This is a genomic window from Bacillus sp. GB_SG_008 (assembly GCF_052038115.1).
Classification (GTDB): domain Bacteria; phylum Bacillota; class Bacilli; order Bacillales; family Bacillaceae_G; genus Bacillus_A; species Bacillus_A rhizoplanae.
Genome location: NZ_JBPZSK010000006.1, coordinates 16,275 through 31,155 on the forward strand (window position 1 = coordinate 16,275; position 14,881 = coordinate 31,155).

9 protein-coding genes are annotated in these 14,881 nt (G+C 36.8%); 2 read left to right on the forward strand and 7 right to left on the reverse strand.

Features of this window, described 5'->3' with window-relative positions; all coding sequences use genetic code 11:
• Positions 1–179 precede the first annotated feature (179 nt).
• From ACTDJC_RS16065 to ACTDJC_RS16090, 6 genes are all read right to left on the reverse strand, one after another.
• A complete protein-coding gene (locus ACTDJC_RS16065; protein ID WP_440604031.1) occupies positions 180–995 on the reverse strand; it encodes an MBL fold metallo-hydrolase in 816 nt (271 codons plus the stop codon).
• Between the two features lie 294 nt (positions 996–1,289).
• Positions 1,290–1,433 carry a hypothetical protein gene (locus ACTDJC_RS16070; protein WP_098310271.1) on the reverse strand — a complete coding sequence of 48 codons (144 nt, stop codon included), beginning with the start codon at positions 1,431–1,433 and terminating at the stop codon, positions 1,290–1,292.
• Between the two features lie 223 nt (positions 1,434–1,656).
• A complete protein-coding gene (locus ACTDJC_RS16075) occupies positions 1,657–2,310 on the reverse strand; it encodes a phosphatase PAP2 family protein (RefSeq protein WP_098310272.1) in 654 nt (217 codons plus the stop codon).
• Positions 2,311–2,525: 215 nt separating this feature from the next.
• Complete coding sequence (locus tag ACTDJC_RS16080) at positions 2,526–3,884, reverse strand: HAMP domain-containing sensor histidine kinase (RefSeq protein WP_440604032.1); 1,359 nt, start codon at positions 3,882–3,884, stop codon at positions 2,526–2,528.
• Position 3,885: 1 nt separating this feature from the next.
• Positions 3,886–4,587 (reverse strand): response regulator transcription factor, encoded by a 702-nt coding sequence (locus tag ACTDJC_RS16085; protein ID WP_440604033.1) that lies wholly within the window; start codon positions 4,585–4,587, stop codon positions 3,886–3,888.
• Positions 4,588–4,642: 55 nt separating this feature from the next.
• Positions 4,643–5,932, reverse strand: coding sequence for a VTT domain-containing protein (locus ACTDJC_RS16090; RefSeq protein WP_098310275.1), 1,290 nt, complete (start codon positions 5,930–5,932; stop codon positions 4,643–4,645).
• A 222-nt stretch (positions 5,933–6,154) separates the two neighbouring features.
• On the opposite strand from ACTDJC_RS16090, the gene ACTDJC_RS16095 reads away from it, so the two are divergent.
• Positions 6,155–6,757: an undecaprenyl-diphosphatase gene (locus ACTDJC_RS16095; protein WP_440604034.1), complete on the forward strand. Its 603-nt coding sequence runs from the start codon at positions 6,155–6,157 to the stop codon at positions 6,755–6,757.
• A gap of 119 nt (positions 6,758–6,876) precedes the next feature.
• On the forward strand, positions 6,877–9,999 hold the full coding sequence (locus ACTDJC_RS16100) for an efflux RND transporter permease subunit (RefSeq protein WP_440604035.1): 3,123 nt from the start codon (positions 6,877–6,879) through the stop codon (positions 9,997–9,999).
• Positions 10,000–10,224: 225 nt separating this feature from the next.
• Here ACTDJC_RS16100 and ACTDJC_RS16105 read toward each other — a convergent pair whose 3' ends face one another.
• Positions 10,225–14,706, reverse strand: a complete 4,482-nt coding sequence (locus ACTDJC_RS16105) for a phosphodiester glycosidase family protein (protein WP_440604036.1) — start codon at positions 14,704–14,706, stop codon at positions 10,225–10,227.
• Positions 14,707–14,881: the final 175 nt, after the last annotated feature.

Here is a 14,881-nt window from a genome sequence, read left to right on the forward strand (position 1 = left end):
GTGCTTAATCGTCAAACTTGATACAAATTTAAATGACATCTAATATATCAAAGACTGTCTTTTTCCCATACCTATGAGATTTTTATCGTTTTTTCTGTAGGAGAGTGAACAGACGGACTAATCCCTTTGATCACTCTTGAGTGTTTTTTATATGGCTTGGAATAAAAGAAGAGATGACTTTATAATGCTAACTCTTTTTTTAACAAGGTAAGATTATAATCATGAAATTTTTTCATTGCTTTTGGATAATTATATTTTTTTATGAGGGCGTATGTTTCTTCTTGTTTGTCTTCTAGTAGTAACTGTTTAACTTGTGAAATATAATCAATTGATTCGGATATTCTCTTTTTCATCTCTGTTTTATCATTTGTAAATCCGCCATGTCCCGGTATTAAGATGTTAATGTCATATTTCTCTATTATAGATTCGAATTTTTCTAAAGTTGCTAAATAGTCATCACTGCTATGATAAATATACGGAAACTCTACATTAGATAAGTAGTCTCCAGCTATTACGATGCCAAATGGTTCGAGAACTGTAATAATGCCATCTTCAGTATGACCTGGAGCCTGATAAAAATAAAATTTTATGTCTCCTATTTCTAATTCCTCATATTCTTTGCTAATTGAAATATCTACATTTGGAAATTTTATTTCATATTCTCTTGTTAAATAATAGGAATCATCAAAATCTTTAATGCTATTGATAATTGATTGCTTGTCGGGGGTATCATTTAATTTCTTACTTGCAATTACTTTGATGTGAGAAAACGCACCATAACCTAAAATATGATCAAAATCGGAATGTGTAAAAAGTAAGTAAACGTCTTTATGTTTTTTATTTTTATAAACATAGTTCTGAATCTTCTTTACTTCATTAGGTAACCAAGTAGGATCTATTACTAATACTAATTTATCAGTTTCTATAATAACTGAGTTTGTTTGATAAAGAGCGCTTTGAAAGATGGTTATGTGATTATCTTTATACTGAATCATAATCCTATGTCCCCCGCTTTAAAATTTTTCGTTTGTTTTAAAGAGATTTAGATACATTTCTCTTTAAAATCAAAAAATAAAAGGAAATTATTACAAATACTCTACGGATAGAATATCATTCTTTTTGTTTGTAAGCTATGAAGTCTTTTAGCTTGACGGGGATGTGAAGGTACCCCTTATTGAATTATCACTATCTGTTGAGTAGCTTAAAAATAAGAAAATTCTCTTTTAAGTGAACAGTACATTGAAAAAGAAACCGAAACAATATCGTTTCGGTTTCTTTTTGCTAATTGATTAATATTCTATTTCATCATAGTCTTTCGGCTGTGGTACTGGCTGCATATTACTTGCATCTTTTGGATCGCTGTAAATAGCATTTTCTTCAGTATTTAATTTTTTTATGTTTGATTTTTTATTATAATTAGGCTGTTTTTTCATTTAAATCATCTCCTTAACGTCTTTTCAAATGTAATTATGTCCTATACTACTCTTTTCTACTCTATTTGAATGATTAGGAATTAATCCACATGTTTATTCTTTTTTGTTTTTTATTAATTGTAAAAATACGGTAAATGAAATTAGCCATTGATTTTTATTATTCAATTGTTTTATCCCGCACTAACGGACAGTAGAATTCCTGCATCAATTAACGACTTTCATGTTAATTTTGTGTTGCTTTATAACGTCTTTCTTCATATAACTGATATGCCCAGATTGAAGTGGTAAGCCACGATCCGCTAGCTAGATAACCTCCCAGTACATCACTTGGATAATGAACTCCTAAGTATATACGACTTACGCCAATAGCAAGAATCATTGTTGCGCTAATTAAAATTAAAATAACACGACCAAATGAACTTTTGATATGCCGCCACAGCAAAAAAGTGACGATTCCGTACAAACTAAATGCCGCCATCGAATGACCACTAGGGAAACTGAATCCATTCGCATCAACAATGCGATGAATAGTCGGTCTGGCACGATGAAATATCATCTTTAATATCCAATTTAGAAGTGCCGATCCAATAACAACCCACACGAATAAAATCAATTCTCTTCGATGGTGCAAAACCTTATATAAAAAAAGAATTATAGCTAACGTAAGAAAAACAACGGGTAATCCCGACCCGATAAAAGTAAAGAACTTCATGATACTTGTAAGTGTTGGAGATTCCAGTCCTTGAATAAAAGAAATGACAGCATTGTCAAATCCAACAATTTTTTGGTCACTTATAAGCAGTGCAATGAGCCCAAATGCAATAGCGCACAAAAGACTAATAAAAAACGCGCGAGTTAGTTGTAATTTCAATTTCATTTCGTTAAAAAAATCCTCCTTAAATACACATGCCTATCATCAATAATGCAGCGATTACAACATGTTAAATGCAGGCAACCATAGACCTAAATATCTACCATGATGCATCAGAGAGATGACCAAACGTAAAAAGTGTAGAAATTAAAGAAACCAAATAAAACGATGATTTAGATTTCTAAAATCTATCCTCACTATTATTTTTTAGTCTCACTACTTTATTCATTCATAGAGGAAACAGGTAAAAGTAATTCCACATCTGTTCCTTTTCCTTCCTCGCTTCGTATCTTGATTTCTCCCTTATGCTGTTTCATAATATTTTTTGCGATAGCTAGTCCTAATCCCGTTCCTCCTGTCTCTCGACTCCTTGCTTTATCTACCCGGTAAAATCGTTCAAAAATATGCTCTATTTCTTCTTTCGGTATACCGATACCATAATCGCTTACTCGTATCACAGCATGATTTTCATTCTTGTCCAAGAAAATTTCAATTTTGTCAGAACTATACTTAATAGCGTTATCGAGCAATATGATGATGACTTGTTTTATCTTCAGCTCATCCATTTTAACCATGATAGGTGCTTGATTGTAATGGAGTGTAATTTCTCTTCTATAAACATCTTTAAATTGCTGTAGAATGCTATGACATAGTGATACTAAATCAGATGATTTTATTTCTAAAACAGTTTCTTTTTCTGATGCTGCTAAATCCAATAACGCTTCCGTCATTCTTTGCATTCGAGTTGCTTCTGAATGGATTGCCTCAATCGCTTCTATTGTCATTTCTTCGTTTTGGATGCCTCGTCTTCTTACTAAATTGGCATAACTTCTAATGACTGTAAGAGGAGTCTTTAGTTCATGAGAGGCATCTGAAATAAATTGTTTCTGTTTTTCAGAGTTTTCTTGTAGCCTCTTAATCATAAGATTAAACGCTGTAGCCAGTTTTTCAAGTTCATCCTTTGTTTGTTTATGAATAGCTATTGTTTTTGGAACACCACTTTGTTCAATATCTTCCATCGTTTTAATCATATTAGAAATAGGTCGCATAATAATATTTGACAACCATCTTCCACTGAGAAGAGATAATATAATGGCGATAGCGGAACAAGCGATAAGAATAGATAATAAAATGTCTTTTCTCGTTTCAAGTCCGGTTAATCGCTCGCCAATCTCCAATGTGCCCACAACATGATTATCCGAAGTAATGGGAACGCGAGTGATTAAGATTTGTTCCTCTCGAATTTTGTATAACTGTGACTCAGATTTTTTAGAGAATTTAGCTTCTATATTAGATAAATGTTTATCATCCGTGACTTGGCTAATCACTTGAGAATCAGGATCTATAATCCGAATGAAGGAATGCTCGACTAAATATGATTTTAATTTGTCTTCTGTTAGCGTCGTTGTATTTTGTTTATGAAGTTCTTGTATAATATCGTTCGCTTTTTCAAACAGCACTTCTTCTTCCATATTTACAGTCGTTTTCATAAAAGCAAAAAATACAACAACGTTTATAATGAGTAATATACAAAATAGCCAAGCTGTCGTTAACAAATTAATTTTTGTTGTGATCTTCATCTTATTTCTCCCTTATGGAATACCCTATTCCCCGGATCGTATGAATTAACGGAGAAGAAAACTCCTCGTCTATCTTCTTTCTAAGATGACGAATATACACGTCGATTACGTTCGTTTCTCCTTCGTATTCATATCCCCAAACATGAGTAAGAATACCTTCACGTGTTACAATCTTGTTTTTATTTGTAAGTAAATATACTAATAAATCATACTCTTTTGGAGTTAGTGAAATGGATTTCCCGTTCCTTGTCACTTCTCTCGTATCCATATTTACCGACAAATCAGCAATGGATAAAAGAGGTGTTTGTTCATTTAACAGAACACCAGCTGTAATCATGGTGTTCGAACGAATGCTTGAACGTACCCGCGCAAGAAGTTCTTCCATTTCAAACGGTTTTGTAACATAATCATTTGCCCCTTGATCTAAGCCCATAACTTTATCTAATGTTGTATTTCGAGCTGTTAAAAGGATTACTGGTACATGGATACCAGCCTTTCTTAATCGTCGTAACACTTCTATACCGCTCAATTCTGGCAACATTACATCTAGCAAGATTAGATCTAAATTTTCGTGTAAGGCTATTTCTAATCCTGATTTCCCATCATATTTTACTAATACTTCGTACCCTTCATATTCCAGTTCTAACTGTAGTACCCTTGCTATTTGCACTTCATCTTCTACAACTAAAATCCGTTTGTTCATAATCTCCTCTTCTTTCTACATTCATTGTCTGTCATATTCCTGTATGCACTGAATATTAAATTTGCTTATTTACGATAAGGCGAAACATCTCAAATAGCAAGAAATTCAAGAACATCCACACCGCGCCATATACATATCCACCCACGATATCGCTTGGAAGTATATGAGAATACCCAATGTTTGCAATTGCTATACATAGTAAAAGCAATATACCCAGAAGAGGGAGAACAAATTGTATATATTTATTCTTCATATGACGTACCATTAGAAATAAGCAGGTGCCATACACAATAATGGTAATTGTTGCTTTTTCATCCGGAAAAGTAGAAGAACGAGTTGCCGCTTCTTTTCCAATAAAATGAAAATAAGACAGTGTGTGTGTAACCGCATTATGGTACATATGCGCTCCAAGTATGGAAACGATAAGTAAGAGGCCTTCAAGCCATCTATTCCTTCCTTTTCTCCAAATGGCTAAAATCGTAATAATAATGAGAATACTAAATGCGATAGGTGACTGCAACGATAGGAATCTGCTCATGCTATTTGTCCAACCTGTTTGAAGTATAGAATGAACAATATATATAGTAACCTCATTAAACTGAGTAAACTCATTATATAAATAATCCTGTGCCATTCCCAACATTAAGGTTATCATTCCTAATAAGACTAGTGTAAGACTGATAAGGAACACTTCCGTTGCTCGAATGGTTCGAAAGTAAGAAATAAGCCGATTAAGCAGTCGTACGAAAAAGTTTTTGATTTGTTTTTTGTAAAATTTATAAACTAGTAACCCTCCGATAACGATAGCGAGTCCAAGGACAATGTAGATGAGATATTGTCCGGCCAATTTATGAAAATCCTGCCAGCGCGGCCCTAAAATTTTACCTAGTGTAATAAAGCTAATTGCCCATAAGCTTGCCCCTATATATGCTGGAACAAAAAAGGTTCGATAGGGCATTCTTGAAATACCAGATACGTATCCTGTGAAGTGCCGAACCCCAGTAATGAAATAAGCAACTACCAACAATTTACTGCCTGATCGTTCCATCCAGGCAGCTACTTTTTTGTAGTTCTTAGGTCCAAGGTGAATATACCGTCCATACTTCTCGATCAGTTTATAGCCTCCTAACCTTCCGATCCAGTATGTAACTGTAATTCCGACTCCTCCAGCAGCAATAGCTGTCAGAATGGCCAAAGTGTAATCCATTTTTCCTTGAAACACAAAATATCCGGCAAAACTCATAAAGAATTCAGCCGAAATCGGAATCGCAAGCAGTTCAATCAAAATAACAGTGAATAAAATAATATAACTGTGCTGTTCAAATAATGATATAAAATGTTCCATGTCGTTCCTCCGAGCCTCATTCTTTTTTTGTTTTTATTTTCATTTATAAACCACTATAGCACTAAACTCTAGGTGCTTTTTCATTTTTAATCCATTTTTAATGTAATTTTCATAGGATGTTCAGTTTCCCACGATACACTCAGAATACACGTTTTTGGTGAGCTTGCGTTTTTATCTTTCTACATAAGACACCCAAAACCTATAAATAAGGAGCTGAACAATATGAACTATGAAATATTTGAATGGATTAACGATTTGGCCGGTCGCTCCTCTTTTCTAGATAGAGGTATGATATTCATCACTAATAGCGTCCCTTATGTCGTAATCGCATTTATGTTATTTCTATGGTTTACTGCAAACAAAGAAAAAAGAGCAGAGAAACAGTATACAGCTATATACATTGTCTTTTCTTGCTTACTTGGATTGTCCATAAACGCAATCCTTCACCTTGTCTACTACCATCCACGTCCATTCGTGGCACATCATGTTCATCAATTAATATCGCATCCTGCTGACTCTTCATTTGTAAGTGATCATTCGGTATTAGTATTTTCTATAGCATGTACGCTGTTGCTACGAAACGATTCGTGGAAATATCCCGTATTAGTATGGGCTATCATTGTTGGCATTTCCCGTATATTCGTCGGAGTCCATTATCCTGCAGATGTGATTGGCGGTGCTCTTGTTTCATATGGGACAAGTATATTGGTTATGCAGTTCTCAAAAAAATTGGAGCCTTTAGTACAATTGGTGTTCTACATGTACAAGAGATTAACAGAACATATCCCCTTTTTAGCTAAGTATAGCTATAGAGGCCTAAGCTAAGAAAAAATGAGGAAAATAGGCTGAAATAGATCCTCTGATTACTAGAGCAATGTTATATTTTCTATTTTTGTCACTTGTGATTGATTCTATTTACATGAATGAAACGAGGAGGTAAGAAAATGAAAAAGATTGTTGAGGGAGCGATGCAACGAGGCATATTAATGATTGTTTGTGCTCTCATTATATTGGCTTGGGGAGGCATTTCTGCTTTCCAAATGCAACGTGACTATCTACCAGGAATTAACAACACCACTCTTACAGTAAGTATGCGTGTTCCTGCGGAGCAAGCAGATCAAATCAAGAAAGAGATTACAGATCCACTTGCGAGTGCTGCACAAACTGTAGACGGATTAGCAAACGTAGAGACAACCTCATATGACGGTGGTTTGTTTATGAGTTTGTATTTCCCTATGAATTTTGACATGAAGAAAGCAGAAGACGAAGTAAACAAAGCGTTGGCAAATGCACAGTTACCGCCTACTGTTACAGCGAAACCAACTGTGACGAGAGTAACTACAAGTTCATTTCCTGTTTTAACGTATAGCTTAACAAGCTCTAAATTTAATGAACAAGAACTGCGCTCTACCGTACAACAAGACATTGTAAAACAAATCAAATCCGTACCAGGTGTTTCAGATGTGAGCGTCTTTGGCGGAGCAAAAGATGGATTTGTATTAAACGTACGCACGAAGGATTTAGAAAAAAACGGACTAACACTGGATGATGTAAATAAATCATTATCTACATCTCTTCCAAGTTTGCCAAAAGGAACAATGCAAAATAATCAATTATCCATTCCAGTAAGCTTTGATGGATTAACACTAGATGAACAACAACTTAAAAATGTACCTATTAAAAACGCACAAGGAAAAACTGTACCTTTATCAGCGATTGCGGATATCTCTCGTTCCTTAAATGATGTGAAGACCATGTCTAGAACAAATGGTCAACCTAGCGTAGTGCTAAACGTCATTAAAACACCTTCTGCTAATATTACAGACGTAGCAGCACAAGTAAAAGATCGAGTACAAAATCTTGCACCCGTTAAAAATGGTGACGTTTCAATGCAAACCTTATTGGATCGCGAACAAGAGTTAAACAGTTCCTTATTCGGATTAGTTCGAGAAGGATTACTCGGCTGTGTATTCTCTATGATCTGTGTATTTTTCTTTTTCCGTAATGTTCGATCTACTTTGCTCATTGCAATCTCATTGCCGATTTCCTTATTGGCAACAACTGCGATATTAAAATCTATGGGTATCACGTTAAATATTTTAACGGTTTCCGGTTTGATTGTAGCGATGGGACGAATTGTGGATGATTCGATTGTCATTTTGGATAACATGTACCGTAAAAGAGAAGAATCAAAAGAGAAATCTTTACTCTCAATACTAGGATCTGCGGTAACGGAAATGTTACCTGCGATTCTCGCATCCACTTTAACAACTATTGCAGTATTTATACCAATCACCATGGTAGGAGGTATGATCAGTGCATCTTACAGTGGATTTGCTTGGTCAGTAGTCATTGCGCTTATTACTTCATTCTTTGTTGCGATGTGCGTCATCCCAGCTTTAGCATTCATGGGCTGGAAAGGTGCTCCATCCAATAAAAAATCAGTAAGCATAGAGCCGATGATGAAGCCAGTTTTACAATCTGCTCTAAATCATAAAAAAACAATGGTGTTTGGATCTGTAATTATCTTTGTGTTCGCAGCCATTTATGCTGCCTTCCTTCCTATTAACTTTTTGCCAAGCGCCAAATCTGGTCAAATTGCCGTTAAGGTAGAATTACCAAAAGGAAGTACATTACCAGAGGTAGATGCAGAAGTTCAAAAAGTGGAACAAACTTTAAAAGAAAATCCGAAGGTGAAATCGTATTCGTCTAGCTTTGGTTCCACTATGACTCCTCAAAGTGATGATGTGTTCGACCAAGGAGGAGGATTTATTCAAAGTCCAAATGTCGCGAATCTCTCTGTTACATTGAAAAATGACAAGGATGCCGATTCTGTTATTCAAAATTTACAATCTCAATTGCCGCATCTTTCCGATAAAGTAGCCTATACCGTAACTAGTCAAAATATCTCCGGTGATGATTCACAAATGAAACTATTGCTTACTGGTGCAGACCAAGTTACACTCGATCAAACGGCTCAAAAGGTAAGAACGGAGTTAGCAAAAATACCTGGATTAAGCGTAGATGGACAAGTAGATTTAACGAATGGATTACCGAAATATAAAGTAACTTTAAATCGTTCAGCTATTGAACAACAAGGTGTAAATGTTGCCGATATCCTAAAAGTAGTAAACAGATATATGGCACAGGCGAAGGATGCAACGATTACCATTGATCACAAGAACCTTCCAGTAGACGTATATCTAGATCAAATTGCTTCTGGACAGGATTCAAAGGTTCAGATCGCTGCTTCGCCAAGTGATGTAATGGCTTCATTAGGAGCTGAAACGTTCCAAACGAAAGACGGAAATAGTGTAAGATTTGACCAGCTAGCAACGATTACAAAAGATACATCTCCGTCTACAATCAGTGAACGAGATGGTCAACCATTTTCTGCCGTTACAGCTCAAATTACTTCAAATGACATTAGCAAAGTTTCAAACCAAGTGGATCAAACACTGCAAAACATGAAGCTTCCGAATGGTGTGAGTTATTCTATTGGAGGTATATCAGAACAAGTCAAACAAATGATTTTTGATATGTCCATCGCTATATCGTTCTCCATTTTGTTAGTGTTACTGATTATTTCATCAGTATTTAAAGGTTGGAGAGCTCCGTTAGCTGTACTCCTCAGCATTCCGCTTGCCTTAAGTGGTGTAGTAATTGCACTAATGTTATTCGGCGGGGAGTGGAACTTAGCAGCCTTAATTGGCGTACTTATGTTGACGGGAATCGTGGTAACGAACGGAATTGTATTAATCGACAAAATCGAACGAAATCGAAAAGAAGGAATGCCTATTAAAGAAGCTGTATTGAATGGTAGTCTTTCAAGGATTAGACCAATCTTAATGACAGCAGCGGCAACAATTCTTACTTTGTTACCACTTGCATTTTCTCATAGTACAGATACGGTTATTTCTCAAACATTAGGTATCGTGGTTATAGGAGGAATGATTACATCAACAATTAACAGCTTTATTATCATTCCAATTATTTATGAGTGGCTTCATAAGAAGTACGCTCACAGTAAAATTGAAGTAACAAAGAATGCTAAACACCTATCCTAATCGTTGTTAGAAATACTGCCGATAAAATAAATATTGCAAACAAAAGTCTCAAAAACTACAGTTTTTATTAGTACGGTATTGAATAAGTCTGAACGAAAACAGCCGGCTGCATATACGCAGCCGGCTGTTTTCTTGAATTTCTTGGATATTCTTTTAAACAGCTTTAGTCTTTAAAACACTAAAGACCGAAAAGCAACTTACGTATAGTATCTGAAACTAACTATTTTAGATGTTTTTATCGTGTTTCATATATTTTTGAATTGCAGCTTTTATTTCTTGATCTGTCGCATGTTCTTTTACAATATCTTTAATATAATCATATACTTGCTGCATACCAGATTCATCGGCTGGATTGAACTTATGAATTCCATGTGTGACTACAAAACGAAGCCACGTATCTTTCATTCGGTTCATTTTATCTTGTTGCTCCAACACTGCCTTTATACCCTGTACAATCGGCACTTCTGCTTGTATCAACTTTTCCTTCACAAGCTTTCTTTCTGTTTCATCCGGAATTACCTTCATGAGTGCATCTACCTTTTCATAGTTGGTAATTCCTTGATCTATTGATTCAACACTTGTATATGCGGCTGACTGAATTTCGTATATACGCTGGTTTAAATTAACGATTGCCTTAAGTATGCTTATTCTTTTTATTAAGTCACTTTTTTCCTTGCTATTTGGCAATGCTTTTACTAGGTCTTCCGCAGAAGAAATAGCTTTATAGGCATCCATAATTTTTTCTTGTGTAGTTAAATCTCCATTCGCCAACTGCGCTGCATATATCACTGCAGCTTTTGCAGGAGAATCTGGCACAATAAGCTTTATTTGTGCTTCTCGCCAGCCACTTTTTACCGTAATTACCGCTTCTCCAGGAGATAAAGCTGTAACGGTTCCTGTGTCATCTACAGAGGCAACCTTTTCATTGCTCGATTTCCATTCTGTCTTGAATGGCGGTGCAATTGGAAGCGTAATTGGGGTATTCGTGCTCGTCATAAACTTGCCATTTGCCTCCAGTTTCACTTTCGCATTTGTTTCTACCGTTACGGAATCTGCACTGAAGCTGATGGATTCTAATAAAGGAATAACATCCCAGCTTATTGTATTACCTTCTATCTTTAAGTTGAGGTAATGATAAAAGCCGCCTTTTTCCGGAGGGATATGCGTATACTTTCCGCCTCCGCCTGAAATAATATAGTCTACACCTTGTACATTTTTATGCTGAAATGCGTGAAGATCGCCGCTCAATACTACAATATTTTTATTACGGTTCTGCTGTTTGTAGGCACCCATCATATCATAAAATTTCTGTGCTTCTTCTCGATTGGAAAATCCGTGTCCTGTATTATAGTCTTCTCCATCGGCGCTAATTTCATCTGGCGGTACATGCATAAACACAAGTACATTTTTTTTACTATTGTTTGCTAGCACTTCTTGCAGCCAAGGCCATTGTGATGCATCAGAATTTGTAAGACCTCCGTTTGCACTATCCAGTCCAATGATGCGCGTATTTCCATAATCATACATATATGTCGGCTCACCAAACGTTTTTTGATAGTTTAAGCGCGAATTTGTACCGGAAATTTCATGGTTTCCTATACTTACAATATACGGCATTTTAAAGAGATTCATATTTGCAAGACCTGTCGCAAAATTTTCGGCTGTATCATTTTCTACGATGTCTCCCGTATACCCTATAAGCTCTGAAGGCTCTTGGTTAATCCGATTAATTTGTTCTCGAAGCAAAATATCCGCTGCCGTTTGTCCCTGTCCTGCTGTATAATAACCGCCATCACCGATAACGCTCATTTGAAAATGATTTTGTTTTTTAGGCTGTCCGAGCGGCGAACCAATGGTAAATGACCATGTTTGTACCGTTTCATTATTGCTTTTATCCACTGCGATTACTTTTACTTTATGATTTGTTCCGTTTTCCCATGCAATTCTAGGCATATAATACACGGTTCCGCTCGCTTCATCGTATTGGAACGGAACATCTTTATCATCAATCGTCATTTGTATCTTACTTACATCGATTCCCTTATACTCGTCAAACAACTTTGCAGCAATGCGCGGCTGGTTTGTACGTGTTGTGATGCCATCCGCAGGAGAAATAATAGTAACCTCCGGCTTATCCAGATCATCTCCTGTATACACAACAAACTTCCAGTCTGCTTTTGGCAGCGCAGGATTTCCTGCAATATCCATGCCATCAATAACAACGTGGTGCTCTCCATCTGCTAATGGCTCAGCAGGCTTGTAAGAAATCTTGCCTGTTGTTGCATCGTATTGATGCTGTACAACGTTGCCGTCAATCATCATCTTAAGGGAACCAGTGTCTACACCCTTTCCTTCATCCTTTACGACTGCTGAAATATCAGGTGTATTCGTATAGACGCGCTTTCCCTTTGCGGGAGACACATCAGAAAAGACGGGCCCTATTAGATCCTCTCCAGTATCAGAGTAAATTGCACGCAAATGGTCAAAATAAACGGCTCCTTTATTTTTGTTACTATTACTCGTTTCCACAACATAAATTTGACGCAGCTTAATTGGAGTTACTGTATCAGATGGGATATCTACTGATACGTACTTCCATCCCTCCCAGTTCAACTCTCCTGCACCCGTTAAACTAAGCGGAATGTTTTTACCGTTGCCATCCTGAATAACCGCACGGAGCCAATGGTTCTTTTCATCTCCATATACCCATAATCCAAGCTTAGAAGGTCTTCCTTCTAATTCACGTCCTATATTTCCATCTGCACCTTTAAAGTTCACATAAGCTGCAGACGTTCCAATTGTTCCAGTAAAATCATAGGAAAGCCTTGCAGAATGGGTGCCGACTCTTACAGGCTTTGAACGACTCATTAAATCCAGACTTACGCTATTTGCTCTTGCCGAGGAAACATATAAATCGTTTAGGTCTTCAAAATCCTCAATCACAACAGGAGGCTTTCCGACGCTTACCGCGACTTCCGCTTTTGTACTTCCATAGGAAACAATAACAGATCCTGTCGCCGTTTCATTTGCAGCTGTCAATTCCCCATTAGGAGATATGGTGCCAATATTCCCCGTCACTTCCCACTTAAGGAGATTTGGTGAAACGATGATTTCATTTCCGCTCTGGTCATACCCTTTTACATGAAAAGTTTGTTTTTGCCCTGGATTGACAATAACCGGATTTGGTGAAATCTTAATTGAGGAAAGTTCATTTACAACCTCTACAGGTACAGATTGAGAAATAGCTCCTAAGTTTATGTTTACATTTCCTTGTCCTACTGTATTACTTGCAGTAAACTTACCCGCTGAGGAAATATTTCCAATTGCACCATCTACTGCAAAGGTTAACTTTTGTGTATCAACAGGCACACCATTAAAATATTGGTCTTGCCCTTTTGCAGAAAAATCAATCCCTCCATTTACAAGAACCTTTAATGGTCCTTTTGGTACCGGAACAAGATATGCAAGATCTGAAACCGGCGCTGTTGATACAATCATTAAAGAGTTAGAGTTAGAACGCTCATAGCCGTCAGATGGACTGTTTAAAACAGAAAGTGTTTGATCCCCTGGCATTTTGGCTGTATATGTCGTAGAGCCGCCACCATCAACATTAATGGCCGTTTCCATACCAAGCTCAGCAAGATATTTGGCACCCTCCGCCAAAGTTACACCGTCACTATATGTCGGCTGCCTTCCGTCAAATGTAATTACATGCAGCTTTCCCTGCTTAGAAGCAACAAACGTTCTCGGATGACGATCCTTATCATCATTTAAAGCTTGTTCAGTAGGCTTTCCGTTTTCTACAAGCACAGCACCGCCAGAAACTGCTTGCACTGCATTGTTAAAACCCTCATTGAACTGTATATTGATTTGCACTTCTTTTCCTTCAAAAAAGTTTTCCTTCACCCAAGCTGCTTGATCGCCTGTCGCAGAAAGAACCCACTTCCCGTCAGGAATAGCTGTATTATTTGTTTCATAGACAGCCTCTACTTTTCCGGTTAACACTTTATTTGCCTCGAGCTTCGTGTTTGAAGGATTAATCACAACCTCTACTCCTGCGCCAGCAGACTTTGTAGTAGAGTTGAACTTAGAAGTATATAAGTACAGGTTGTTAGAAGCAGAATCTGTACGCGGTCTGTTCACTCCATCAACCGTTCTCTCCTGACCGTTTGCAGGATTCAAAATAGTACCTGTCATTTTAAGATTCTTAGCAATCTTAATGTCTCCATCTGCCATTACAGCAAGCGCTGATTGCGTACTTACAGGAGCAGTTATCACTTCTCCTTGTGTAATTTGCAATCCGTTTGGTACACCTGCATAGTTCGGATCGGTATTATAAAAATCCATGTTGAAGCCAGCGATTACCCGATTTCCTTCGCGGTCAATTTGCTTCGCTTGATTACGCACCGTATCCAGTGCCACTACCTTCCCTTTCGGAGAAGTGACTTCAAGCTTAATATGAGGATTGCTCGGGTCTACTTCTATCATATTTACCGCTTCAATATGAGTTTCATTCTTAAGAGTGAGACTCTTATGCACAACACCAGGCCCAACGGTAAAACCATCTTCTTTTACTGTTTGAAATAAAGACTCAGCCGCATATACAGGCACAGAAACAGTTGATGCTAGCATACTTACAACATAAAAGACTACCAACCATACAATACTAATTTGCCGTATTTTTATCGACAAATATTCCTTCTTCATCATCCACACTCCTTCGGCATATTTTTACAAAATATTAATTCTATTAAAAATTATCAAATTATTATGTTGCCGAAATAAACTTAGTGTTAAGGATTTGTAAAGTAAGATTCTAAAAGTGCACAACATGTATAAGAAGAATTTTTACGGTTCTGATGCAAACATTTTTTGAAGATAT

Bases quoted from the DNA above. Each gene is read 5' to 3' on its own strand.
- ACTDJC_RS16070 (WP_098310271.1), bottom strand. From the start codon at position 1,433: ATGAAAAAACAGCCTAATTATAATAAAAAATCAAACATAAAAAAATTA.
- ACTDJC_RS16105 (WP_440604036.1), bottom strand. From the start codon at position 14,706: ATGAAGAAGGAATATTTGTCGATAAAAATACGGCAAATTAGTATTGTA.
- ACTDJC_RS16090 (WP_098310275.1), bottom strand. From the start codon at position 5,932: ATGGAACATTTTATATCATTATTTGAACAGCACAGTTATATTATTTTA.
- ACTDJC_RS16095 (WP_440604034.1), top strand. From the start codon at position 6,155: ATGAACTATGAAATATTTGAATGGATTAACGATTTGGCCGGTCGCTCC.
- ACTDJC_RS16080 (WP_440604032.1), bottom strand. From the start codon at position 3,884: ATGAAGATCACAACAAAAATTAATTTGTTAACGACAGCTTGGCTATTT.
- ACTDJC_RS16085 (WP_440604033.1), bottom strand. From the start codon at position 4,587: ATGAACAAACGGATTTTAGTTGTAGAAGATGAAGTGCAAATAGCAAGG.
- ACTDJC_RS16100 (WP_440604035.1), top strand. From the start codon at position 6,877: ATGAAAAAGATTGTTGAGGGAGCGATGCAACGAGGCATATTAATGATT.
- ACTDJC_RS16065 (WP_440604031.1), bottom strand. From the start codon at position 995: ATGATTCAGTATAAAGATAATCACATAACCATCTTTCAAAGCGCTCTT.
- ACTDJC_RS16075 (WP_098310272.1), bottom strand. From the start codon at position 2,310: ATGAAATTGAAATTACAACTAACTCGCGCGTTTTTTATTAGTCTTTTG.